At 71.6% G+C, this 23,526-nt stretch carries 22 protein-coding genes; 7 read left to right on the forward strand and 15 right to left on the reverse strand.

Annotated features, from left to right (window positions below):
• Nucleotides 1-185 precede the first annotated feature (185 nt).
• Nucleotides 186-314: a DUF397 domain-containing protein gene (locus tag FNV62_RS23585; protein ID WP_143611275.1), complete on the forward strand. Its 129-nt coding sequence runs from the start codon at nucleotides 186-188 to the stop codon at nucleotides 312-314.
• On the opposite strand, the gene FNV62_RS23590 is transcribed toward FNV62_RS23585, so the two are convergent.
• The 3 genes from FNV62_RS23590 to FNV62_RS23600 form a co-directional block, all read right to left on the reverse strand.
• Entirely contained in the window at nucleotides 295-2,682 is a 2,388-nt protein-coding gene (locus tag FNV62_RS23590) for a tetratricopeptide repeat protein (protein WP_143602001.1), read from the reverse strand. The genes FNV62_RS23585 and FNV62_RS23590 overlap by 20 nt on opposite strands.
• Before the next feature lie 28 nt (nucleotides 2,683-2,710).
• On the reverse strand, nucleotides 2,711-3,286 hold the full coding sequence (locus FNV62_RS23595) for a hypothetical protein (RefSeq protein WP_143627029.1): 576 nt from the start codon (nucleotides 3,284-3,286) through the stop codon (nucleotides 2,711-2,713).
• 93 nt (nucleotides 3,287-3,379) lie between these two features.
• On the reverse strand, nucleotides 3,380-5,965 hold the full coding sequence (locus tag FNV62_RS23600) for a bifunctional FO biosynthesis protein CofGH (protein ID WP_097285156.1): 2,586 nt from the start codon (nucleotides 5,963-5,965) through the stop codon (nucleotides 3,380-3,382).
• A gap of 238 nt (nucleotides 5,966-6,203) precedes the next feature.
• Here FNV62_RS23600 and FNV62_RS23605 point away from each other — a divergent pair, with 238 nt between their 5' ends.
• Nucleotides 6,204-7,739 carry a CehA/McbA family metallohydrolase gene (locus FNV62_RS23605; RefSeq protein WP_143602003.1) on the forward strand — a complete coding sequence of 512 codons (1,536 nt, stop codon included), beginning with the start codon at nucleotides 6,204-6,206 and terminating at the stop codon, nucleotides 7,737-7,739.
• Between the two features lie 164 nt (nucleotides 7,740-7,903).
• On the opposite strand, the gene FNV62_RS23610 is transcribed toward FNV62_RS23605, so the two are convergent.
• Entirely contained in the window at nucleotides 7,904-8,509 is a 606-nt protein-coding gene (locus FNV62_RS23610; RefSeq protein WP_164331740.1) for a TetR/AcrR family transcriptional regulator, read from the reverse strand.
• 168 nt (nucleotides 8,510-8,677) lie between these two features.
• Between FNV62_RS23610 and FNV62_RS23615 the strand changes: the two genes are divergently transcribed.
• Both FNV62_RS23615 and FNV62_RS23620 read left to right on the forward strand, forming a co-directional pair.
• Nucleotides 8,678-9,757 carry an ABC transporter permease gene (locus tag FNV62_RS23615; protein WP_164331742.1) on the forward strand — a complete coding sequence of 360 codons (1,080 nt, stop codon included), beginning with the start codon at nucleotides 8,678-8,680 and terminating at the stop codon, nucleotides 9,755-9,757.
• A 211-nt stretch (nucleotides 9,758-9,968) separates the two neighbouring features.
• A complete protein-coding gene (locus FNV62_RS23620) occupies nucleotides 9,969-10,325 on the forward strand; it encodes a winged helix-turn-helix transcriptional regulator (protein ID WP_097285160.1) in 357 nt (118 codons plus the stop codon).
• A gap of 98 nt (nucleotides 10,326-10,423) precedes the next feature.
• Here FNV62_RS23620 and FNV62_RS23625 read toward each other — a convergent pair whose 3' ends face one another.
• From FNV62_RS23625 to FNV62_RS23640, 4 genes are all read right to left on the reverse strand, one after another.
• Complete coding sequence (locus FNV62_RS23625; RefSeq protein ID WP_225900347.1) at nucleotides 10,424-11,173, reverse strand: TetR/AcrR family transcriptional regulator; 750 nt, start codon at nucleotides 11,171-11,173, stop codon at nucleotides 10,424-10,426.
• A 41-nt stretch (nucleotides 11,174-11,214) separates the two neighbouring features.
• On the reverse strand, nucleotides 11,215-12,192 hold the full coding sequence (locus FNV62_RS23630) for an SDR family NAD(P)-dependent oxidoreductase (protein WP_143608401.1): 978 nt from the start codon (nucleotides 12,190-12,192) through the stop codon (nucleotides 11,215-11,217).
• A gap of 28 nt (nucleotides 12,193-12,220) precedes the next feature.
• The gene (locus FNV62_RS23635; RefSeq protein ID WP_054234389.1) at nucleotides 12,221-12,979 is read right to left on the reverse strand and encodes an SDR family oxidoreductase; all 759 of its coding nucleotides are present in this window, start codon (nucleotides 12,977-12,979) and stop codon (nucleotides 12,221-12,223) included.
• 92 nt (nucleotides 12,980-13,071) lie between these two features.
• On the reverse strand, nucleotides 13,072-13,917 hold the full coding sequence (locus FNV62_RS23640; RefSeq protein WP_143627031.1) for an alpha/beta fold hydrolase: 846 nt from the start codon (nucleotides 13,915-13,917) through the stop codon (nucleotides 13,072-13,074).
• An 85-nt stretch (nucleotides 13,918-14,002) separates the two neighbouring features.
• Here FNV62_RS23640 and FNV62_RS23645 point away from each other — a divergent pair, with 85 nt between their 5' ends.
• From FNV62_RS23645 to FNV62_RS23655, 3 genes are all read left to right on the forward strand, one after another.
• Nucleotides 14,003-14,623, forward strand: a complete 621-nt coding sequence (locus tag FNV62_RS23645; protein WP_143608403.1) for a helix-turn-helix domain-containing protein — start codon at nucleotides 14,003-14,005, stop codon at nucleotides 14,621-14,623.
• A 62-nt stretch (nucleotides 14,624-14,685) separates the two neighbouring features.
• Entirely contained in the window at nucleotides 14,686-14,898 is a 213-nt protein-coding gene (locus tag FNV62_RS23650; RefSeq protein ID WP_143602017.1) for a hypothetical protein, read from the forward strand.
• On the forward strand, nucleotides 14,895-15,140 hold the full coding sequence (locus tag FNV62_RS23655; RefSeq protein ID WP_143608404.1) for a hypothetical protein: 246 nt from the start codon (nucleotides 14,895-14,897) through the stop codon (nucleotides 15,138-15,140). Before FNV62_RS23650 ends, FNV62_RS23655 begins: the two co-directional genes overlap by 4 nt.
• A gap of 71 nt (nucleotides 15,141-15,211) precedes the next feature.
• Here FNV62_RS23655 and FNV62_RS23660 read toward each other — a convergent pair whose 3' ends face one another.
• The 7 genes from FNV62_RS23660 to FNV62_RS23690 form a co-directional block, all read right to left on the reverse strand.
• A complete protein-coding gene (locus tag FNV62_RS23660; protein WP_143608405.1) occupies nucleotides 15,212-15,793 on the reverse strand; it encodes a hypothetical protein in 582 nt (193 codons plus the stop codon).
• A gap of 147 nt (nucleotides 15,794-15,940) precedes the next feature.
• Nucleotides 15,941-17,416, reverse strand: a complete 1,476-nt coding sequence (locus FNV62_RS23665; RefSeq protein ID WP_143608406.1) for an aldehyde dehydrogenase family protein — start codon at nucleotides 17,414-17,416, stop codon at nucleotides 15,941-15,943.
• A complete protein-coding gene (locus tag FNV62_RS23670; RefSeq protein ID WP_143627033.1) occupies nucleotides 17,413-19,143 on the reverse strand; it encodes an N-acyl-D-amino-acid deacylase family protein in 1,731 nt (576 codons plus the stop codon). The genes FNV62_RS23665 and FNV62_RS23670 overlap by 4 nt, the downstream gene beginning before the upstream one ends.
• A 13-nt stretch (nucleotides 19,144-19,156) precedes the next feature.
• Nucleotides 19,157-20,275 carry an LLM class flavin-dependent oxidoreductase gene (locus FNV62_RS23675; protein ID WP_079089897.1) on the reverse strand — a complete coding sequence of 373 codons (1,119 nt, stop codon included), beginning with the start codon at nucleotides 20,273-20,275 and terminating at the stop codon, nucleotides 19,157-19,159.
• A 99-nt stretch (nucleotides 20,276-20,374) separates the two neighbouring features.
• The gene (locus tag FNV62_RS23680; RefSeq protein WP_054234396.1) at nucleotides 20,375-21,151 is read right to left on the reverse strand and encodes an SDR family NAD(P)-dependent oxidoreductase; all 777 of its coding nucleotides are present in this window, start codon (nucleotides 21,149-21,151) and stop codon (nucleotides 20,375-20,377) included.
• Between the two features lie 53 nt (nucleotides 21,152-21,204).
• On the reverse strand, nucleotides 21,205-22,110 hold the full coding sequence (locus FNV62_RS23685; RefSeq protein WP_143652094.1) for a TIGR03619 family F420-dependent LLM class oxidoreductase: 906 nt from the start codon (nucleotides 22,108-22,110) through the stop codon (nucleotides 21,205-21,207).
• An 83-nt stretch (nucleotides 22,111-22,193) separates the two neighbouring features.
• Nucleotides 22,194-23,465 carry an amidohydrolase family protein gene (locus FNV62_RS23690; RefSeq protein ID WP_143627035.1) on the reverse strand — a complete coding sequence of 424 codons (1,272 nt, stop codon included), beginning with the start codon at nucleotides 23,463-23,465 and terminating at the stop codon, nucleotides 22,194-22,196.
• Nucleotides 23,466-23,526 lie beyond the last annotated feature (61 nt).

A 23,526-nucleotide genomic window follows, 5' to 3' on the forward strand; every position in this document is an offset into this window, starting at 1 on the left:
TGCTCACCCGCGTCCACGATGCGCTCCAGTTCACGCAGACGGGCGGCACGTTCCGGCCGCGTCCCGGTGCCGGTTCGGCCCGGACCGTCTTCGCGTGGGCCGGTGCCTCGAACGGCACTCTCCACTCGGTGAGTTGACGCTCGTCAGCAGACGACGCGGCGGGCCGCTCTCCGGGGGGCGGAGAGCTGGTACTCAAGACGGTCGGGCGGCAGGCCGCCACCGTCCACGTCCGCGACTCCAAGGGCACGCGGCGCGCCCAACTGGCCTTCACCGGCGTCTCCTGGACGGAGTTCGTCAGTTCGGTCCGCCGCTGAGGCGGGCGCGCAGGGCGCCGGCCCACTCGTAGGAGGGGCGGAGCTCCAGCGCGCGGTCCAGGGCGGCGAGTGCCTCCTCACGGCGGCCCAGTTCGGCCAGCGCCGCGCCCCGGCTGGCGTGGGCCGAGGCGTACTCGGGATCGATGGTGAGCGCCCTGTCGTAGTCGGCGAGGGCCTCCTCGTGGCGGCCGGCCACTCGGAGGGCGTCGCCACGTTCGCAGTGGCCCCAGCCCCAGTCGGGCCAGAGGCCGAGGGCCCGGTCGAGGTCGGCCAACTGGCGTTCGTATTCAGCCAGTCCACGCCAGGCCCGGGCTCTGCGGCCCAGTGCCCAGGCGTAGTCCGGCTTGAGGTCGAGCGCGCGGCCCAAGTCGGCGAGGGCCGCGGCGTGGTCCCCGGCGCGCTCGTGGGTGGCGCCTCGGGAGGCCCAGGCGAAGGCGTTGGCCGGGTCGCGTCGAATGCCTTCGCTCAGGTCCCGGACCGCCTCGTCGTCATGGCGCAGGAGGCGGTGGTGCTCGCCACGCAGGACGATGTTGTCGGGGTTGTCCGGCTCCAGCTCCACCACGCGCTCCACATCGGCGAGTGCGCCCTCGTGGTCGCCCAGGCCGCCACGGGTCAGGGCCCGCCCTCGGTGGGCCCGCACCAGGTACGGGTCCAGGGCGAGGGCGCGGCCGTACTCCTCCAGTGCGCGCTCGTAGGCACCGTCCCGAGCGAGAAAGTCGGCCAGCTCCGCCCGGGCCCGCGCCCGCCAGGGCTCGTCGCCCCGTGCCCGCCCCAGCAGGAACCGGAGTACCTCGGGCTTGCCTCCCTCGTCGAGGGCCCGCGTCAGGTCGCTTCCCCAGGCCCGCACGGCCTGGGCGTCCGCGTCCTGTCCCGCGTCGGCCAGTAGCCGCATCCAGCGCCTCACCAGGTCGTCCGCCTGACCACAGGCATCCACGACGTCGGTGAGGACGGCGGGAAGCGCGGAGCGGGGTGCGGCGCACAGCAGGTGGTACGACTCCGCGAGCCGCAGCTCCCGCCAGTCCTCGTCGGCCCACTCATAGCCGTCCTCCAGCCTGGCCTCGGTCTCCTCCCGCCACCCGGCGAAGGCCGCCGCGAGCCGCTCGTGCCGTTCGGCCCACCGCCTGGGCGAGCCCCTGCGCTGGAGGCGCAGCATCGGAGCCCGTACGACGTCGTGATACTGCATCCGGTCACCGCGTTCGTCGACGAACGGTCGTTCCCGCAACCAGCCGTAAAGGGCGTCGAGTTCGGTGTCCGTACCGTCCACCACCGCCCGGAACACGTCCGCGTCCAGGCGCCGCGGCAGCGCACACGCCAGAGCGACCGCGCGCCGCACCGGGTCCGGCTCCCACTTCAGGAACCGCTCCACCGCCGTCGTGCTCGGGTCTCCCACGCCGTCCGGATCGGCGGGCCGGGTCTCCGCGAGGGTCGACACCAGCACCGGCAGCCCGCCCGTGAGGCGCAGCACCTCGTCGACAACCGGCTCGGCCACCACCCCCTTGCCGGCGAGCAGACCCCGCGCCTCCGCCTCCGTGAACGGCCCGAGCGGCACGTCCGTCATGAAGTCCGCGAAGCCGCCCCAGCGGGCGGTGTCGAAGGGCCGTTGGCCGGAGGTGACGATGACGACGTCGGCGGACAGAGTGCCGTAACGGTCGGTGGTGATCACCTCGTGCAGCCAGCCATCGAGGAACGGCCCGGTGCGTTCGTAGGTATCGAAGAACAGGACGATCCAGGGCGCCGTGGACGCCGCCTCCGACAACTCGCCCAGCAGCACCGGCGTCAGCACCCGTTCGGGTGTCAGGACCAGCTGCACGTCCTCCTGGCTGCGGAAGCGGGCACTGAGGCTCGCCCGGAACCTGTCAGCGCCCTGGGCCAGTTGGCCCGCGTCCAGGGCGCCCGCGAAGGCGCCCACGCCCGGCAGCATGCCTAGTCCGACCAGTCCGGCGCGTGCCACCACCAGACCGGCCGCCGAGGGCTCACCGGGTTCGGCGTCGACCACGGCGATCGCCTCGGCCTCGCGCCGCCGCTCCCGGTGAACGGCGAGCAGCCGATCCAGTTCCTTCAGCCTCCGGCCTTGCAGGCCGAGTTGGCGACTGATCGTACCCATGGCCTCGGGCACGCTGTCGACGCTCTCGTCGACGTACGCCGTCAAGGCCCCGCGCTCCCGGGCGATCTGCTCGAACTCCCTCACCAGGAAGGTCTTTCCGACGCCCGCGTTGCCGTGCACATGGAAGAGGAAGCGGTGGTGTTCGTCCTCGGGCGGCAGCTCCAGATTCCGACGGAAGACGGCCCGTTCGTGACTCCGCCCCACGAATCCCGCCCGTCTGCGCCGAGCGATCAGCTCCTGCATCGACGGCCGCGCACGCCCCATCCGTCCGCCCCCTCCATCGCCCCGGCCGCTACTTCGTCACGGAGACCTTCGTACCCTTGGTGCCGAATGCCCAGACCGCGTCCCCGTCCGCGCTGTGCATACGGATCCCGCCGGTCTTCACGCCCGCCGCGGGCTGCGGCGAGGAGCCGTCCTGGGCGTTGGAGAACGCGATGTTCACGCCGGACGCGACGGTGAAGTAGACGATGTTCTCGACCTTCGTGCCGTCCGTTCCGGTGGTGGAGGGGACGGTGGTCGACACCGCGTACCGGCCCGGCGCCGGGCTCACCGTGCCCGGCCACACCGCGAAGGTGCGGCGGACGGCCTCGCCGGTGTCGACGAGCCACACGCGCCGCTGGGCGAGCGAGTAGACGATCCGCCGTCCCGTGCCCGAGCCGTCGGGCACGGCGACCGGCTCGGTCTTCTTGGGCGAGGCGGAGGGGTGCGGGCTCGCCGACGCGGACGGCTTCGCCCCGGCGGCGTGGGCGGCGGTCGGGTGCGCCCCTTGGTCGGCCTGCGCGGCGAGGGCGGTGACGCCCACGATCGCCGCCGTGGTCAGTCCGGTGACCCAGATCCAGGAGGGAAGCCGTCGGGCAGGCACGGACACGCAACTCCTCGGATTCACCGGGCTTCTGGGCCCTCCACCGAGGGTCGGATCATCGTACTCCGACGCGCCCGGGGCCACCGCACGCTTCGGCCGTCACTCCAGGACCGGCAGCAGCTCCGGCAGGTGTCCGTCCGAGACCTCGGCCGCCCGCTGCCGCTCCTCGGAGACCTCCCCGTACAGGGTCGTCCGCGGCCTCGCCGGACGCCCGGCCGCCTCCGCGACGGCGATGAGGTCCTTGACCGACTTGTACGAGCCGTACGAGGAGCCCGCCATCCGGGAGATGGTCTCCTCCATCAGCGTGCCGCCGAGGTCGTTGGCGCCGGAGCGGAGCATCTCCGCCGCGCCCTCGGTGCCCAGCTTCACCCAGCTGGTCTGGATGTTGGGGATGTGCGGGTGGAGCAGGAGGCGGGCCATGGCCACCACCGCGCGGTTGTCGCGGGTGGTCGGGCCCGGGCGGGAGATGCCCGCCAGGTACACCGGCGCGTTGGTGTGGATGAACGGGAGCGTCACGAACTCGGTGAAGCCGCCGGTCCGCTGCTGGATGCGGGAGAGCGTGCGGAAGTGGCCGAGCCAGTGGCGGGGCTGGTCCACATGCCCGTACATCATCGTGGACGAGGAGCGGATGCCGAGCTCGTGCGCGGTCGTGACGACGTCGATCCAGGTCGCCGTGGGCAGCTTGCCCTTCGTCAGGACCCAGCGGACCTCGTCGTCGAGGATCTCCGCCGCCGTGCCGGGGATGGTGTCGAGGCCCGCCTCCTTCGCGGCGGTCAGCCACTCGCGGATGGACATCCCCGTACGCGTCGCGCCGTTGACGACCTCCATCGGGGAGAAGGCGTGCACGTGCATGCCGGGGACGCGCTCCTTCACCGCCTTCGCGATGTCGAAGTAGGCGGTACCCGGGAGGTCCGGGTGGATGCCGCCCTGCATGCAGACCTCGACGGCCCCGAGCTCCCAGGCCTGCTGGGCGCGGTCGGCCACCTGGTCCAGCGACAGCGTGTACGCGTCGGCGTCCGTGCGGCGCTGGGCGAAGGCGCAGAAACGGCAGCCGGTGTAGCAGACGTTGGTGAAGTTGATGTTCCGGGTGACGATGTACGTGACGTCGTCACCGACGGCGGACCTGCGCACGTCGTCCGCGATCCGGCAGAGGGCGTCGAGCGCCGGACCGTCCGCGTGCAGCAGCGCGAGCGCCTCGTCGTCGGTGAGCTTCGTCGGGTCGTCGGCGGCGGTCGCGAGGGCCGCCCGTACGTCGGTGTCGATGCGGGAGGGCAGCATCCCGGGCGCCGCCGCCTCCCGCAGCGCCTCCCAGTCGCCGTACACGAGGTCGAAGTCGTCCCGGCGGTCGCCGGTGCGCCCCTCCGTGTCGATGGTGCGGTGCAGATCGGTACGCCCCGAAGCCGTGAAGGCCTCCTCCGGCTCCTGCCAGGGGTGCCCCTCGACGACGGCGTCCTCACGGGCGAGCCCCGTCTCCGGGTCGGCCAGCGCCCGTACGTGCGGCAGCAGCCGCGGGTCGAGCCAGGGCTCCCCGCGCTGCACGAACTCGGGGTACACACACAGCCGCTCGCGCAGTTCGAAGCCGACGGCGCGCGACTGCTCGGCCAGCTGCTCGATCTGCGGCCAGGGCCGCTCGGGGTTGACGTGGTCGATGGTGAGCGGCGAGACCCCGCCCCAGTCGTCGATGCCCGCGCCGATCAGCCGCCCGTACTCGGAGTCGACGAGGTTCGGCGGGGCCTGGAGGCAGGCGGCCGGTCCCATGATGTGCCGGGCGACGGCCACCGTGGCGACCAGTTCGTCCAGTTCGGCGTCCGGCATCCCGCGCATCGCCGTGTCCGGCTTGGCGCGGAAGTTCTGGATGATCAGTTCCTGGATGCCGTGGTACGCCCGGGACACGCGCCGCAGCGCGAACAGCGACTCGGCGCGCTCCTCGTACGTCTCCCCGATCCCGATCAGCAGCCCGCTGGTGAAGGGAACGGACGACCGCCCCGCGTCCTCCAGGACCCGCAGCCGTACGGCGGGCTCCTTGTCCGGAGAGCCGTGGTGCGGACCGCCGGGCTCGCTCCACAGCCGCGTCGCCGTCGTCTCCAGCATCATGCCCATGCTCGGCGCGACGGGCTTGAGCCGTTGGAAGTCGGTCCAGGACATCACCCCCGGGTTGAGGTGAGGCAGCAGTCCCGTCTCCTCCAGGATCCGGATGGAGATGGCACGGACGTACGCGATCGTGTCGTCGTACCCGTGCGCGTCCAGCCACTCCCGGGCCTCGGGCCAGCGGTCCTCGGGCTTGTCGCCGAGCGTGATGAGGGCTTCCTTGCAGCCGAGTTCCGCGCCGCGCCGGGCGACGTCGAGGACCTCGTCCGGCGACATGAACATCCCGTGCCCGGCGCGGCGCAGCTTGCCCGGCACGGTGACGAAGGTGCAGTAGTGGCACTTGTCCCGGCACAGCCGGGTCAACGGGATGAAGACACTCTTGGAGTACGTGATGACGCCGGGGCGTCCGGCCGCCTCCAGGCCCGCGTCCCGCACCCGGGCGGCGGACGAGGCGAGGTCGTCGAGGGCCTCGCCGCGCGCCTGGAGCAGCACCGCGGCCTCGGTCACGTCGAGGGCGACGCCGTCACGGGCGCGTTTGAGGGCGCGACGCATGGAGTTCTCGGTCGGGCCGGTTCCGGAGGTCGCGGTGGTCGTCATCCTTCGAGCATACGATCGCGGTGATCAGGCGTTACAGGGCGTGGCCGTATTCCTCCGGGGCCACAGATCGTTACAGGGTGCCACTGGCGCCCCGCGCGGGTCGGGCCCCGGCAGGCGCGCCGCCTCCCCGAAAGCTGTCGATTTCCTTCCCTTGCCCCGCAGTTCACAGCCGACTACCAGGGTGGTACGTGCCAATGTGCACCACCCATGTCACTCACGACACCCTGGGGGCAGCAGCATGTGCGAGGACGAGCACGGCATCGAAAGCTTCGACGGCATCGGCAGACGCGCGCTGTTCGTGACGGGGGCGGCAGCCGCCCTTACGTTGGGAAGCGTGACCTTCGCGAGCGGCTCCGACGCGGCCGACCGTACCGAGACCCGTACGGTGTCCGGCACCCTGCCCACCGGTTCGCCGGACTTCGTCTACCTCCCGCTGGAGATCCCGCGCGGGGTGCGGGAGATCCACGTCGCGTACACCTACGAGAAGCCGTCGGTCCCGGCCGGCACCGCGGGCAACGCGCTGGACATCGGCCTCTTCGACGAGCGCGGCACGGCCCTGGGCGGCGAGGGCTTCCGCGGCTGGTCGGGCGGCGCGCGCACCGAGTTCTTCGTCCGCGCGGACGACGCGACGCCTGGCTACATCCCCGGCCGGATCCACTCCGGCACCTGGCACATCGCGCTCGGCCCCTACACGGTGGCGCCGCAGGGCCTGCCGTACGAGGTCACGATCACGCTGACGTACGGGGAGCAGGCCGCCACCCCGGCCCCGACGTATCCGCCGTCCCGCGCGAAGGGCCGGGGCCGTGCCTGGTACCGCGGCGACTGCCACCTGCACTCCTGGTACTCGGACGGCCGCCGCACCCCCGCGGAGATCGCCGCGCTGGCGCGCGCCGCGGGCCTGGACTTCATCAACACCTCGGACCACAACACGCACTCCTCGCACCCCCACTGGGCGGACCAGGCGGGGGACGACCTGCTGATCATGCTGGGCGAGGAGGTCACGACCCGCAACGGTCACGTGGTGGCCCTCGGCACGGACCCCGGCACGTTCGTCGACTGGCGCTACCGGGCCCGCGACAACCGTTTCGGCCGTTTCGCCCGCCAGATCCGCCGCGCGGGCGGCCTCGTCGTCCCCGCCCACCCGCACGCCACCTGCGTCGGCTGCGGCTGGAAGTTCGGCTTCGGGGAGGCGGACGCGGTGGAGGTGTGGAACGGCCCGTACACCCCCGACGACGAGGTGACCCTCGCGGACTGGGACAACACGCTGGTGGCGGCCGTTCGTTCGGGCACCGCCGACCGCTCCTGGCTCCCGGCGATGGGCAACAGCGACGCCCACCGCGACCCCGACCCGGTCGGCACCCCGCAGACGGTCGTCCTCGCCGACGACCTGACCCGCGAGGCCATCCAGGAGGGTCTGCGCGCGGGCCGCTCCTACGTGGCGGAGTCGAAGCTCGTGTCCCTGACGTTTTCGGCGGCCGGCGCGAAGGGTGAGCACGCGGGCATCGGTGAACGCCTGCGGGTCGCCCCCGACACCCCGGTCACCGTCCGTCTGGAGGCCACCGGCGCCCCCCGCTGCACGGTCCGCTTCGTCACCGACCAGGGCGTCCTCTTCACGAGCGCCCCCTTGCCGGTCTCGGGTTCCGGGACGGTGGAGTGGAGCACGACGGCGCAGTACGCGGCCTACGTACGCGCGGAGTTGCGTCACGAGACGGCGGCGGGACCGGTACCGGGGGCGTTGGCGGCGTTCACCAACCCGATTTTCCTCGGGACCTGAGTCGGCCGGTGTGACGTGCTCCTCGGGCCGCTGAAGCCCGAGGCCTCCGGCGTTCCCGTCCGTTGCCGTGCCGCTGCGCGGCACAGGTCTCGGGCGGGGATCCCTGACTTCCCGACGGGGCCGTCGGCCGACCGGTGCCGCTGATCGAGAAGCGGCAAGACCGCTCAGCGCTCACCGGCCGGCTCCGGCCACAACGCCCGCACCGCCTCAGGCACCTCGGCCACAACAGCCGGGTCGAGCAAGGCCAGTTGGAGGATGTAGCCCGGGAGGACGGAGAGCATCGCGGAAGCGATCGCCTCGGCCGTCACCGTGGTGGGCAAGTCGCCGTGGTCCTGGTGGTCACGGACCATGATGACCAGGTCGGCGCGCATGCGGCCCATGAGCTGGTCGAGCTTGTGAGCCACCGAGCGGTTGCGCATGGCCTCTCCCCAGACCAGGACCGCGAGCCCGGCCAGGTTCCCGTCGGCGGACTTGACCCGGATCACGTCGAGAAGTTCCGCCATGACCGCCCCCATGGACTGGCCCTGCCGGTTCGTGGCGACGGTGAGCGTGATGTCGAGGACCTCGCGCATGTTCTCCTCGGCGATCGCGAGGATCATCTCGTCCTTGCTGGTGAAGTGCCGGTACACCGCTCCCGCGGACAGCCCCGCCTCCGTGAACAGGTCCTGCATGGACGCGGAGTGGAAACCGTCGCGGAGGAAACAGCGGCGCGCCGCGTCCAGGATCTGCTCGCGGCGGGCGTCCATGTACTGCTGGGTGACCTTGGGCATGGGGGTCACGGTATCAAGAAAAACGAACATTCGTGTTGACGTTTGCGCGCGCAGCGGGCCAGACTGGGGAATTAATAGAACGATCATTTCTTTTTTTATGAGAGGGGCTGCCCCGTGAGGAGCCCGTTGTCAGGAAACCCGGCAGGGCGGGAAGCGACCGTTGCCGTCGTGGTGTTGCCTCTGGTGATCACCCTGGTGGTGCTGTTGTTCGCCTGGCCGGCGGGACGGACCGCGCCGCGCGACGTCCCGGTCGGAATCGTGGGCACCGGAGCGGCCAGCCAGCACGCGGTGGAGGGACTGGTCCGTGAGAAGCCCGGCGCGTTCGACTTCCACCTCTATCCCGACCAGCAGGACGCGCGGGCGGCGATCGAGAACCGGGACGTCTACGGCGCCCTCGCCATCTCGGCCCACGACATCACCGTGCTGACGGCCCCTGCCGCCAGCACCTCCGTGGCCCAGCTTCTGCGTGAGGTCGGACAGCAGCTGGCCGACCGGGCCGCCGAGCAGGGGGCCGCCGGTCCTCAGCCCTCGGCCAAGATCCACGTGACGGCGCTCGACGTGGTGCCCGTCGCCACGGAGGACCCCCGGGGAGTGGTGTTCAGCTCGGCGGTCTTCCCGCTCACGATCTGCGCCATCCTGATCGGGGCGTTCGTCTCGACGGCTCGCGGTCTGCGACGCCCATGGCACCGATTGCTGACACTTCTCCTCGCATGCGCCGCCGCGGGCCTCGGCGCCTACCTCGTGGCCCAGGGTTTCCTCGGGGCGCTGCCCCACGATCACCTGGCCACGTGGGCGGTCCTGTCGCTCGTCCTGATCTCCATCAGCGCCACCGCAGCCGGGCTGGTCCGACTCCTCGGGCACGGGGGCCTCGGTCTCAGCGCCGCGCTCATGGTCTTCGTCGGGAACCCCTTCTCCGGCGCCGGCTCCGCTCCGGAGATGCTCCCCAAGGGAGTGGACTACGTCGGCCAGTGGCTGCCCCCCGGCGCCGGAGCCAGTTTGCTGCGCGACACCGCGTACTTCGACGGCAACGGCGGTTCCGGCCACCTCGCCGTCCTCGCCCTGTGGAGCGTCTGCGGGTTCACCGCAGTCATGTTCGGCCGCCGGATCACCGGGCGGGCACCCGGCGGTGCGCTGACTTCCGGAGCGTCGCTCTCGTCCTTGCCGACGTCCGGCGCCGCTTCGCCGGACCGGCGTCACACGCACGCACACGCACACGCTCACGCACGTCGCGACGACGATGACGGCTGACTCCGAACGCTTCACGCGGGACGGTGATCACGGCCGTCCCCATGAGCCGACCCCACGAAGGGTGTGGCCCCTTCCGTCCGGGCCGCACCACCACCTGGGAGGCGCGGCCCGGACGACACACGGGCCGACTCCCGCCACAGCCACGAGTACGACCTACAGCGCGAGGCGTTCGACCGCGATGCCTCGCGCCGTACCGGAACGGACGCACGCCATGACCACCTCGCAACGCCCGCAGCCGGCCGGGCCCCCTCCGGCCGCCACTCGGGCCTTCGCCCTGCTGGGCAGACGCTGGAACGGCCTGATCCTCGCGGCCCTGGCCACGGGTCCGGCCCACTTCGCGCAGGTTCGCGAGCGCGTCCCCGGCATCAGCGACCGCATGCTCGCCCAGCGCCTCCAGGAACTGACCGCGGTCGGCCTCGTCGCCCGAAACGTCCAGCCCGGCCCGTCCTCGCGAACCCGTTACGCACTCTCTCCGCACGGCAACGCCTTCCTCATCCCCCTGGCCGCCTTGCTCGTGTGGGCGGAGGACCACCTTCCAGCGAGCGGGTCACCGGCCGAGGGCGCATAGCGTCGGTGTTCGCCATGCGGCCGACGTCACGGAGGGTGTCGACCGGTCGGCATCGGATGTCGTACTCAGGTCACCGTGAGGCCGTGACCTGAGTACGGCTACTCCGGCGTCGTGTTGGACAGCCGGTCCAGCCATTCGCCCAGGAGGGCGGACTCGCCCGGGGTGAAGTCCGGCCTCGGGGTCCGGCGGAGGAGGGCGGCGAGGTGGGTCGCGGTGGCGGGGAGCACTTCTTCCGGTCCCGCTTCCTCGTCTTCCGCTCCCGTTTCCTCGTCACCGGCGGACGTGGTCTCCGGCCCCATCGCCTCCGGGGTGAAGACGACCGCGTGCACCGCGTCCCGTATCCGGCGGGAGAGCGTCTCGTCCGTGAAGGTCGTCGGACGGGAGACCAGCATCAGGGAGACGCCGACGTTGGCGGACATGATCATCTGGGCGGCGAGTTCGGGGGCCAGGCGCAGCTTGCCCTGTTCGGCCGCGCGCCGGAGGTCCGCGGTGAGGATGCGATGGGACTCCAGGGCGGCGGCCGGCGGCGTACGCATCGCCGGGGAGTTCATGAGGCGATACAGGTTCGGGTTGCGCAGGGCGAAGTCGGTGTGGGTGTCCCAGCCGTCGCGCAGGTCCTGGATGGGGTCCGTGCCGGGCCTGCGGCTGCGCTTGGTCGTCAGGTACTTCTCGTATCCGTGGTCGACCACCGCCGACAGCAGGCCCTCCTTGTCACCGAAGTGGCGGTAGAGGGCCGGGGCGCCGACCCCCGCCGCCTCGCAGACCGCCCGGGTGGAGACGTCCCCGTCGGGGGAGTTCGCCACCAGCTCGGCCGCCACTTCGAGGATGCGCGCTTTCGTACTGCTCACGGACGTGCTCACGGTAGCGACGTTATCCGAGTCGCCCGAGGTCACGCCGTCCCCTTCCGCGCCACGGGGGACAACAGGTCCGCCAGGCCGATCCGGGTCAGGAACTCGGCGCGGACACGGTCCGCGACCAGGCTGACCTCCTGCGAACCGTCGTCCGCCGGGTCGACGTGCACCCGGAAGGGGCGCTTCCCGTACGGGGTGTCCACCACGTCGACGATCGCGTCGGCGACGAGCGACACGTCCGCGTCGGGCGGGGTGAGGGCCGCCAGGCGTCCCGCGACCTGGTCCATCAGGCCCGCGTAGTGCTCCTCGTAGGCGGGGAGCACGGTCTGTTCGGAGGGGTGGCCGCCGCTCGCGAAGTGGTTCGTGCCCGAGGTGAACGCGCCCGGCACCACGATCGTCGTCTCGATGCCGAAGCGGGCCAGCTCGGCGGCGTACGACACGGCGAGCGCGTCCATCGCGGCCTTGGCGGCGAAGTACGGCGCCAGGTACGGCGGGGTGCCGCCGCGCGTGGAGGTGGAGCCGACCCACAGCAGCAGACCGTGGCCCTGGGCCCGCAGGTGCGGCAGCGCGGCCCGGTTGACCCGCTGGGTGCCCAGCACGTTCGTGTCGTACACCGCGGCCAGTTCGGCGGGTGTGAAGGCCTCCGTCGGGCCGGTCACCATGTGCCCGGCGTTGTGGACGAGCACGTCCGGCCCGCCGGCCTCCGCCAGTACCGTGGCGATCGCCGCGTCCGCCGACTCCTGGGAGAGGACGTCGAGTTCGACCGTACGGAGGTCCACCGCGTGCTCGGCGGCGTACGCCTCGGCCTCCGCGACCCGTGCCGCGTTGCGCCCGCCGGTGTCCCGCATCGCGGCGTACACCGTGTGCCCGGCGCGTGCGAGGGCGCGGGCGGACAGCGCGCCGAAGCCGGATCCGGCCCCCGTGATGACGATCGTCTTGCGCGCAGCGGCGTCCCTGGCCGAATTCGCGACTGATTCCTTGACTGATTCCTTGACCGAAACCGTGCCCGAATCCATGACTGAACTCCTTTTGAGACGTGGCGAGTTACGCGATGCCGCCGTTGGCCCGCAGCACCTGGCCGTTGACCCAGCGGCCTGCGGGACCGGCGAGGAAGGACACCACCTCGGCGATGTCCCGGGGGGTGCCGAGTCGCTCCAGCGGCGGCTGGGCCGCCATCCGCGCGATGGTCTCCTCGTCCTTGCCCTCCAGGAAGAGGGCGGTGGCGGTCGGGCCGGGGGCCACGGCGTTGACGGTGACGTCCCGGCCGCGCAGCTCACGCGCGACGATCAGGGTCATGGCCTCGACGGCGCCCTTGGTGGCGGCGTACGCGCTGTACCCGGGGATCGCGAGCGCGATCACGGAGCTGGAGAAGTTGATGAGCGCGCCGCCCGCGCGCAGCCGTCGTGCCGCCTGCTGGTCGACGACGAACGTGCCGCGGATGTTGGTGCGGTGCATGCGGTCCAGCGCGTCGAGGTCGAGGTCGACCAGGGGCGCGAGCGCCATGACACCGGCCGCGTGGACGACGACGTCCACCCCGCCGTACGTGGATTCGGTGGCGTCGAAGAGGGCGGCCACCTCGGTCTCGTCGGCGACGTCGGCGCGGACGGCGATCGCCTCTCCGCCCGCCTCGGTGATCGCGGCCACGGTCTTGTCGGCCTCGGCCTCGTTGCCCGCGTAGTTCACGACGACGGCGTAACCGTCGGCCGCGAGGCGCTCGGCGGTCTCCCGGCCGATTCCGCGGGATCCGCCGGTGACGACGGCCACCCGGCGGGACGTTCCCGGCGTGCTGGAGTGCTCGGTCATGACGATGCTCCTCGATGGGACGGGGGTAGCGGTGTTCACCACCCGATGAGAGCAACGCTAACACCAATGCGATAGCAGCGCTACGGTCGCGCTCAGCCCAGAAACGCCGCTACGGTCGCCACGAAGCGCCCGGCGTCGTCGAGCCAGGGGTAGTGACCGGCGCCCGGCTGCACGACGAGCCGCGCGTCGGGGAACAGCCCCGCGAACTCGGCCGTCGCCCCGGGCGGGCTGTTCAGGTCGAACTCCCCGGTGAGCAGCAGGACGGGGGCTCGGCAGGCGGCGAGCGCCGCGCGGGTGGCGGGCGGGTCGAAGGCGCCCTCGGCTCCGAAGAACGCCACGGCCTCCTCGTTGCCCGGCCGGGCGGCCGCATGGTGTTGCCGCGCCGCGGCGTCCCAACGGCCCCAGAAGAAGGGGGCGATGGCCTCCCAGTCGCTGCCCGTCCCCGCGCCGATCGCCTCCAGCGCGGCGAACGCCGCCGGGAACCACGGCTCACGCTCCCTGAGCCGCGCGAGTGCGCGCCGCGCCTCCCCCGTGACCTCGATGCCGACGGCCCGGGTGCCGGGGCCGATCAGGGCGAGCCTGCCGACGCGCTCCGGATACCGGGCCGCGTACTGCGTCGCGATGTTCGCTCCGGCGGAGTGGCCGAGCAGGTCGAGCCGGGCCGGCCCGAGGTGCGCGCGCAGTGCCTCGACGTCGTCGACCAGGCGGTCGCAGCGGTAGCCGGCGGTGTCGTGCGGGAGCGCGGAACGGCCGGTACCGCGCAGGTCCAGGACGGCCAGCCGGCGGTGCAGGGAGAGACCTCCGAGGTCGCCGAGGTAGCGGGAGTCCGTGGGGCCGCCGGGGACACAGAGGACCGGATCGCCGCCGCCGTCTCCGCTCCCGCCTCCCATCAGGCGGTAGGCGAGGCGGGTTCCGTCAGGTGCGGTGAAGGTGGGCATGACGCGGATCCTGACAGTCATAACCGGGTTATACAACCGGGTTATGACTGCGTGGGGACACTCGACCTGGGTATATAACCGAGCTATGGCAGTCGAAGAGGACACACGTCGAACCCTCGAGCCCCCGACCGCGCCCCTGACCGAGGCGCAGGTCGAGCGGATGTTCGCCGACATGAACGACGTCATTCGCGCGGGCGAGGAGATGCGCGGGCTGCGCGCCGAGATGATCAGGCTCTTCGCCGACCTCGGCTGGACCCAGGACAGGATCGCCCGTCTCACCGGCATGAGTCAGCCCGCCGTGTCCAAGCAGGTCACCAAGCACAAGGGGGACGACCCGTCGCCCCCGCCGCGCCTCTCGCTCGACCAGCACGACACCCCCTGGTTGGAGGGACGCCTCTGGGGCCTCGCCGAGGAGATCTCCGAGACCCTCCACGACGCCGCCCACTGCACGCGTCACGTCAACGCCGTTGCCCGGGGCCGGAAACACTTCACACCGCAGAACGTCGACGAACTCCGACGCCTGGTCGAGGAGGACCTGCGGCTGCACCGGACCGCTCTGCCCGACGGCCACCGGCACGCCTACGACGAGATCAGCCGCGCCCTCGACACCTCCGCCCCCGCGACCCCCACCCCCACCGAATCCCCCTCCGCACGCCGCACCCTGGCCCGCCAGATCCAGCGCGCCAACCTCAGAGAGGAGGCCTGAGCCGACGCTCGCTCACCCGCCGCACCGGGGCCGGTGTTCCTACAGCCGCCATACTCAACACCATGAACCTGCCCGAGGATATGGACGCATTCGTGAAGGCCAAGGGGAACGTCTCCTCGCACACCGTCCGGATCCTGCGGCGGCAGAACTTCGCCGAGGAATGGGAGAAGTCCGCGCGGATGCGGGCCGAGGCCGGAATCGTGACCACAGCCTCGGAACCCGCTGAGAGCGAGGACGCCACCCTGGAGCGCTGGGCGCGGGTCGCGGGCAGGTGAAGCGCGGCCACGCCCACGAGCTGTCGTTCGCCGGAAGTCCCACGCACACCCTGGTGATCCGGAAGTCCCCCGCACACCCTGGTGATGTCGACATCCCGGTCGACGCCCCCTCCACGGGCACCGTCGTGCTCGGCGAGTTCCGGACCCTGTCGGCTCCTCGCTTCACCAAAGAGCTGGGCCCTGTCGACGAACGGGTCATGGCGGCCGTCGAGATCGGCCTCCGGGCCGTGTTCGACCTGTAGACCCGGGCCGCCCGGGCCCGTCGGTCCTGCCGCGTTCCGGCGTTCACCGGCCCCGGCGAGCAGGACTCCGGTCAAGGCCCCTTCGTCGCGCGAGCCCGGTCGCGGGCCCACGCACCCGCGCCCACCAGCACGGCGGCCCCGGCTCCGTACACGGGCAGCCACAGGGTCGTCGTGGCTGCCAGGCAGTCGGCAACGGCCTTGTCGCTCTGGGCCACTTGCGCGTACGCCAGGGCGGCGCCGTCGCTGTCGGCCAGGTTCGCCAGCGCGGCCCTCGACCGGATGGCCTCGTACCTGCCCGTCCCCTCGCACCCGCTACGCGTGCCCGACATCGGAAACAGCCAGGCCCAGCGCTGCATCATGGGGGCCAGTGCGATCGCCACGCACAGGCCGACGACCAGCGCATACGCGACCAGGCCGCGCATGTACGCCGACCGGATGCCGGGTGTCCACGCCGGCCGCCGCTGGAAGGCGAAGATCACGGCAAGAAGCGTCACCCCGATGTACGTGGAGAACCACTGCCAGGAACCCTGCGCGAGTGCGAACGTCAGCACGGCGGCGAGTCCGATGCCGATGACCCCAGCCTGGCCGGCCGAGTCGTATCCGGCTCCGGTGGATGCGGGCCTTGGGGTTCCTTCAGGTCTGGGGTCGTTCACGGGACTCTCCTGCGGGGTGGAAGCCATCAGCATCCGCCGCGCGGCCCCGCGGGCCCCGGCGCCATGCCGGACGGTCTCGACACCCCCGCTCGGATGACCCACCCTCCCGGTCCGGTCAGGCCCAGGGCCTGACCGGCCGATCAAGCCCTAGCCACCCGACGGCCACACGATGGCCTGTACCTCGCTGTACGCATGCAGTGCGTACGACCCCACGTCCCGCCCCACCCCGCTCTTCTTGAAACCGCCGAACGGTGCCTCCATGTTGCGGCCGACGGTGTTGACGCCCACCCCGCCGGCACGCAGCCCGCGGGCGACGCGGAAGGCGCGGGCGACGTCGCCCGACCAGACGTAGTCGATCAACCCGTAGTCGCTGTCGTTCGCGAGGGCGATGCCTTCCTCCTCGTCGTCGAAGGGGACGACCACGACGACGGGCCCGAAGATCTCCTCGCGGACCACCCGCATGTCGGGGGCGCAGTCCGCGAGGAGGGTCGGGGCGACGTAGAAGCCACGGTCGTACGGGGGGCGCGTGCCGCCCGTGACGACCCGCGCGCCCTCCTTGCGGCCGAGTTCGACGTAGGCCTCGACCCGGTCCCGGTGGGCCGCCGAGATGACCGGCCCGACGACCGTCCCGGCCTCCCGCGGATCCCCGACCGTCAACCGTCCCGCATACGCGGCCAGTTGCTCGACCAGACGGCCGTAGATCCCCTTCTGCGCGATCACCCTCGTCGGCGCCGTACAGATCTGGCCGCTGTAGAAGGAGAACGTCGTGCCGATGCCGGACACCGCCGACTCGACGTCCGCGTCGTCGAAGACGACCGCCGCGCCCTTCCCGCCCAGCTCCATCAGCTGGCGTTTCATCCCGCGCCCGCACACCTCGGCGATCCGCTGCCCCACCGCCGTCGAGCCGGTGAAGCTGACCATGTCCACGTCCGCGCAGTCCACGGCCGCCTCGCCGACCTCCGGACGCGAACCGCTCACCACGTTCACGACACCCGGGGGTACGCCCGCCGCCTCCAGGGCCTGAGCCATCCGGTACACGGACAGCGGGTCCTGCGGGGCGGGCTTCACGACCACCGTGTTGCCCATGGCCAGGGCGGGGGCGATCTTGCCTGCCGGATTGGCCCAGGGGTTGTTGTAGGAAGTGACGCAGGTGACGACGCCGACCGGCTGGCGGACGGCGAGGGCGCCCATGACCGCCGCCTTCCCGAACGGCCCGGCCTCGTTGATCTGCGGCGGCAGCGGCTGCTCGACGGGCTCCACGCGCGCGTAGCGCCGGAAACGGGCCGCGCCCACCCCCACCTGCATCCCGCGCGCGGTCCCGGTCGTCGCACCGCTCTCGGCCTGGGCGAGATCGGCGTAGGAGAGGAAGTTGCGCCGGATGATGTCCGCCGCCCGGCCGAGGAGCGCCGCGCGCTCCTCGGGGGGCGTCCGCGACCACGGTCCGAAGGCCTCCCGGGCCGCGGCGGCGGCCGCGTGCACCTGCTTCCGCGAGGCCTCCGGCGCCATCCCGACGACACCCTCCGTCGCCGGGTCGATCACCTCGTAGTGCCCGTCGTCGGGCTCCACCCACGAGCCGCCGATGAACAGCCGCTGCTCGTCGCCCGCCCCCCGCACGTCGGTCACCTCGTACTCACCGTCCGCGTGTCCCGGCCGGAGCGCAGCACCTTCCCCGGTACGGCACCCGTCACCACGTCCCCCCGGATCGACTCGACCCCGTTGACCCAGACCGCCGTGATGCCGATCGCCTTGGAGTCCAGTCGCGGGCTCTCTCCCGGCAGGTCGTGCACCAGGGTGGCCTTGCCGGCGTCGACGCGCTCCGGGTCGAACAGCACGAGGTCCGCATGGAAGCCCTCCGCGATCCGCCCGCGTTCCCTCAGTCCGAAGAGGCGCGCCGGGTCGTCCGTGAGCATCTTCACGGCGGCCTCCAGCGTGGTCAGCTTCCGCCCGCGCAGACAGTCCCCGAGGAAGCGGGTCGTGTACGGGGCCCCGCACATGCGGTCGAGATGGGCGCCCGCGTCCGAGCCGCCGAGCATGACGTCCGGGTGCTGCCAGGTCTCGGCGCGCAGCGTCCAGGAGTCAGTGTCGTTGTCGGTGGGCATGGGCCACAGCACCGTCCGCAGGTCGTCGTGCGCGCAGATCTCGACCAGGCACTCGAAGGGCTCCTGGTGGCGCCGCGCCGCGATGTCCTTCACGACCTGCCCGGTGAGGCCGTCGTTCGCCGGGCTGTAGGTGTCCCCGATGACGTACCGGCCGAAGTTGGCGAGGCGGCGGAAGACGCCCGCCTCCTTGCTGTTCGCCCGGGCCAGCATCTCGGCGCGCACGGAGGAGTCCCTGAGCCGTGCGATGCGCTCCGGGACGGGCAGGGCGAGGATCGGGCCCCACCCGGGGATCAGGTTCAGCGCGCAGAACGTGCCCAGGGACATGTTCATGGGGGTGAGGATCGGCATCGTGAGGGCCACCACCCGGCCGCCCGCCTTCCGCGCCCGTTCGCTCGCGACCAGTTGCCTCGGTACGCGCTCGGGGACGGCGGCGTCGATGGTCAGCACGTTCCAGTTGAGCGGGCGGCCCGCCGCCGCGCTCATCTCGACGAAGAGGTCGATCTCGTCGTCGCTGAACTGGTCGAGGCAGCCGGCGACGATCGCCTCGATCTGGGTGCCCTCGTGCTCGCCGACGGCCCTGCTCAAAGCCAGCAACTCCGCGGGCTTCGCGTGCCGGGAGGCAACCGGTTTCCCGTCGCCGTCGGAGTGGGTGGAGGACTGGGTGGTCGACAGGCCCCAGGCTCCCGCCTCCATCGCCTCGTGGAAGAGGGCGAGCATCCGCTCCAGCTGCTCCCCGGTCGGCTGCCCGCCCACCGCGTCCGCGCCCATCACGTACCGCCGCAGCGCGCAGTGCCCCACCATGAAGCCCGCGTTGACGGCGATCCGCCCCTCCAGGGCGTCGAGGTAGTCGCCGAAGCTGTGCCAGTTCCAGGGCGCCCCTTCCTCCAGGGCGACCAGCGACATCCCCTCGACCTTGGACATCATGCGGCGGGTGTAGTCGGCGTCCTCGGGCCGTGCCGGGTTCAGCGGGGCGAGGGTGAAGCCGCAGTTGCCGCCCGCGACCGTCGTCACCCCGTGGTTCAGGGACGGGGTGGCGTAGGGGTCCCAGAAGAGCTGGGCGTCGTAGTGCGTGTGCGGGTCGACGAACCCGGGGGCGAGGACGAGACCGGAGGCGTCCTCGCTGGTGCGGGACGCCTCCGTGACCGTGCCGATCACGGCGATACGGCCGTCGCGGATGCCGACGTCCGCGGTGTAACCGGGCGCGCCCGTGCCGTCCACGACGGTCGCGCCCTTGATGACGTGGTCGAGCATGGCCGCACCCTCCTCAGACCGCTTGGCGGAAACGGGTCGTCCGGTGCACCGGATCCGTGTCGATCTTCGGGATCACGTGCTCCCCGATCAGCCGGATCGTCTGCAGGGTCTCCTCCTTCGGGACCCCGACCGGCAGCCCGAAGGAGAGCTGGTCGGCGCCCGCCTGCTCCCAGCGCTTGCACTGGGTGAGCACCTCGTCCGGGTCGCCGCAGATCAACAGCTCCTCCTCGATGAGGAGTTCGACGAACTCGGCGTTGTACTCGGGGAGCGTCTCCGGCCAGACGGGGAAGCCCTCGGGGCGCGGGAAGGTGTCGTGGTAGCGGAAGACGAGGGAGGGGAGGTAGTGCAGTCCGCCGCCGACCGCGATCCGTATCGCCTCCTCGTGGGTCGGCGCGCAGATGGCGGTGGTCGTCACCATCACGTTGTCGTTGACGAAGGCCCCGACGGGCTCGGCGTCCACGATGGCGGTCTTGTACTGCTGGAGCACCCACTCCATGTCGGAGACCTTCTGCACGCTGAAGCCGAGCACGCCCAGGCCCTTGCGGGCGGCCATCGCGTACGAGGGCGGCGACCCGGCGGCGTACCACATGGCGGGGTGCGCCTTCCCGTACGGCTTGGGGAGCACCTTGCGGGGCGGGAGCTGCCAGTGCTTGCCCTGGAACCCGACGTACTCGTCCTGGAGCCACATCTTCGGGAACTCGGCGATGGTCTCTTCCCAGATCTCCTTGGTGTAGTTCATGTCGGTGATGCCGGGCAGGAAGCCGAGGATCTCGTGGCTGCCCGCGCCGCGCCCGCTGCCGAACTCGAAGCGGTTCTCGCTGAGGTGGTCGAGCATGGCGACCTTCTCGGCGACCTTCACCGGGTGGTTGACCTGGGCGAGCGGGTTGAAGATGCCCGAGCCGAGGTGGATGCGGTCCGTGGCGTGGGCGAGATAGCCGAGGTAGACGTCGTTCGCCGAGAGGTGCGAGTACTCCTCCAGGAAGTGGTGCTCGGACGCCCAGGCGTACTTGAAGCCGGACTTGTCCGCCTGGATGACGTACTCGGTCTCCTCCATCAGCGCCTTGTGCTCCGCGAGCGGGTCGGTCTCGGCGCGCTTGCCCACGTATCCCTGTACAAAGAGCCCGAATTCCAAGGAGGTTCACCGTCCCCAGTATATTTCTGACTATCCGTCAGATTGGCTTGCCGCCGACTGTTGCACCACGGGCCTGCACCGTCAATAGCTGACTGGCCGTCAGATCACGCTGACCCCCGCCAGCCATCCCCCGTCGATCACGAACGGCTGCCCGGTGATGTACGAGGAGTCCTCGGAGGTCAGGAACAGGGCGAGCCGGGCGACCTCCTCGGGCCTGCCCACCCGGCCGAGCGGCACGAGCTTGCTGTACAGCTCGTCCAGGGCCCTGGTCATCTCCTCGGGATCGGCCGTCGGGTCGAGCTGAGCCGGGTTCGACATGGGGGTGTCGACGGCGCCCGGGCAGATGGCGTTGACCCGTATCCGCTGGTGCGCCAGCTCCAGCGCGGCGACCCGGGTGAGGCCGAGGATGGCGTGCTTGGTCGCCGTGTACGTGCCCACGGCCGCCATCCCGGTCAGCGCGGTGTACGAGGCGGTGTTGACGATCGTGCCCCCGCCGGCCGCGGCGATCTCCCCCGCGACGGTCTTGATGCCGAGGAAGCAGCCGACCTGGTTGACCTGCACGACCTGGAGGAACTCGTCCAACGGGGTGTCGACGAGGGCGTTGAAGCGCAGGATGCCCGCGTTGTTGACCAGCCCGTCGATCCGCCCGTACGCGCCCTTCACGGCGGCGACGGCGGCCCCCCAGTCGTCCTCCCGGCCCACGTCGAGGTGGACGTAGAGCGCGTCCAGCTCCTTGGCCACGTCCTCGCCCCGGTCGTCGAGCACGTCCGCGACGACGACCCTGGCGCCCTCCGCGGCGAACAGCCGCGCCTCCTGCTCGCCCTGCCCGCGCGCCGCCCCGGTGACGATGACGACGCGTCCGTCCAGCTTGCCCATGCCCTGACTCCCTGCTTGAGGTGAGGCGCGATCTGGTTGAGATGGGGTGCGATCTAGTTGAGATGGGGCGCGACGTCGGCGCCGAACGCGGTGATCTGGTCGACGAGCTCACTCAGTCCCCGCGCCCGGAACCGCACCTGGATCTGGTGCACCCCCATCGCCCGGTACGCCCGCAGCGACTCGGCGACCGCCTCCGGGGCCCCGGTCACCGTGCGCCGCCCGACGTGCCAGCCGGGCGTGCCGACGTACAGGGGCTCGGTGATGGCCCCGACGACGAGAGGCGCGGAGATCCCCGCCTCCTCCCTGATCCGGTACAGGCGGGCGATCTGCTCCGGCAGCCGCTCGCGCGGGTCCCCCTGCGGCAGCCAGCCGTCGCCCCGCAGCGCGGCCCGGCGCACGGCGGCGGGCGAGGAGCCGCCCACCCACACGGGCACGCGCTCCTGCGCGGGCCGGGGCCGCTGCCCGAGCCCTTCGAAGTCGTACAGCTTCCCGTGGTGCACGGGGAACTCGTCGGCCCCCAGGGCGGCGCGCAGCGCGTCGATGGACTCGTCGAGCACCGCCCCCCGCCGCGCGAAGTCGGCGCCCACCGCCTCGAACTCCTCCGCCACATGCCCGGCGCCGACCCCGAGGATCAGCCGGCCGCCGGAGAGGTGGTCGAGGGTCGCGTACTGCTTGGCCGTGACCAGCGGATGCCGCAGCCCGACGACCGCGACATGACTGAGCAGCCGTACGCGCTCGGTCACGCCCGCGAGGTAGGCGAGGGTGGCGACGGGGTCGTACCAGATCGTGCTCATGGCGTCCGCGAGACGGCGCGGGACGGCCACGTGGTCGCAGCCCGCCACGTAGGCGAATCCTGCGCGGTCGGCGGCGCGGGCGACCGCGACGAGCTCGCCGGCACCGGCGTCCGCCTCCCAGGGTTCGGCGTAGAGGGTGCTCTGGGACTGGATCGGGAGCTGCATCCCGTAGAGCAGGGGCGAGGGGTCCGCGGGCGCCGGGTTCGACGGGGACTGGTCCGAGGGCGCCGGGTTCGACGGGGACTGGTTCAACGGGGACCTCCCGGTCCGGGCCACAGCCCGTCCTCCGTCAGCCCCAGCAGCTCGATGGCGTTGCCCCGGACGATCCGTTCCACCACGTCCGCGTCCAGGTGCCCCATCTGGGCCTCGCCGACCTCGCGGGACTTGGGCCAGGTGGAGTCGGAGTGGGGGTAGTCGGTCTCGTAGAGGACGTTCGGGACCCCGATGGCGTCGAGGTTCCGCAGGCCGAACGCGTCGTCGAAGAAACAGCCGTAGACGTGGTCGGCGAAGAGTTCGGACGGCGGGCGGTGGACCTTGTCGGCGACGCCGCCCCAGCCGCGGTTCTCCTCCCAGACCACGTCGGCGCGCTCCAGGATGTAGGGGATCCAGCCGATCTGGCCCTCCGCGTACATGACCTTGAGGTTCGGGAAGCGTTCGAACTTGCCGCTCATCAGCCAGTCCACCATCGAGAAGCAGCAGTTGGCGAAGGTGATGGTGGAGCCGACGGCGGGCGGCGCGTCGGCCGAGGTCGACGGCATCCTGCTGCTGGAGCCGATGTGCATGGCGACGACCGTGCCGGTCTCGTCGCAGGCGGCGAGGAAGGGATCCCAGTCGTCGGTGTGGACGGAGGGGAGTCCGAGGTGGGGCGGGATCTCGGAGAAGGCGACCGCGCGGACGCCACGGGCGGCGTTGCGGCGCACTTCGGCGGCGGCGAGTTCCGGGTCCCAGAGGGGTACGAGGGTGAGCGGGACGAGCCGGCCATGGGCCGCCGGGCCGCACCACTCCTCCACCATCCAGTCGTTGTAGGCCCTTACTCCCAGCAGGCCCAGCTCACGGTCCTTGGCCTCGGTGAAGGTCTGGCCGCAGAAGCGCGGGAAGGTGGGGAAACAGAGCGCGGACTGGACGTGGTTGACGTCCATGTCGGCGAGACGCTGGGGGACGTCGTACGAGCCGGGGCGCATCTGCTCGTACGTGATGATCTCCAGCCGTATCTCGTCCCTGTCGTAGCCGACGGCGGTGTCGAGGCGGGTGAGGGGCCGGTGCAGGTCCTCGTAGACCCACCAGTCGCCGATGGGGCCGTCGTCACCGGGCCCGCCCATCACCGGGGCGAACCTGCCGCCGAGGAAGGTCATCTCCTTCAGCGGCGCGCGGACGATCCGGGGTCCGGTGTCCTGGTACTTCGCGGGGAGGCGGTCGCGCCAGACGCCGGGCGGTTCCACGGTGTGGTCGTCCACGGAGATGATCTTCGGGAACGGGGTCGTGGACGCCTGGGCGGCCTCAGTGGTCCTCGTGGTCTCCATACGGCTCACGGTAGCGCCGATCTGACGACCCGTCAGCTATCTGGTACGGCTCTGCCGACTG

This window comes from Streptomyces sp. RLB3-17, assembly GCF_007113425.2.
Lineage (GTDB): Bacteria > Actinomycetota > Actinomycetes > Streptomycetales > Streptomycetaceae > Streptomyces > Streptomyces mirabilis_D.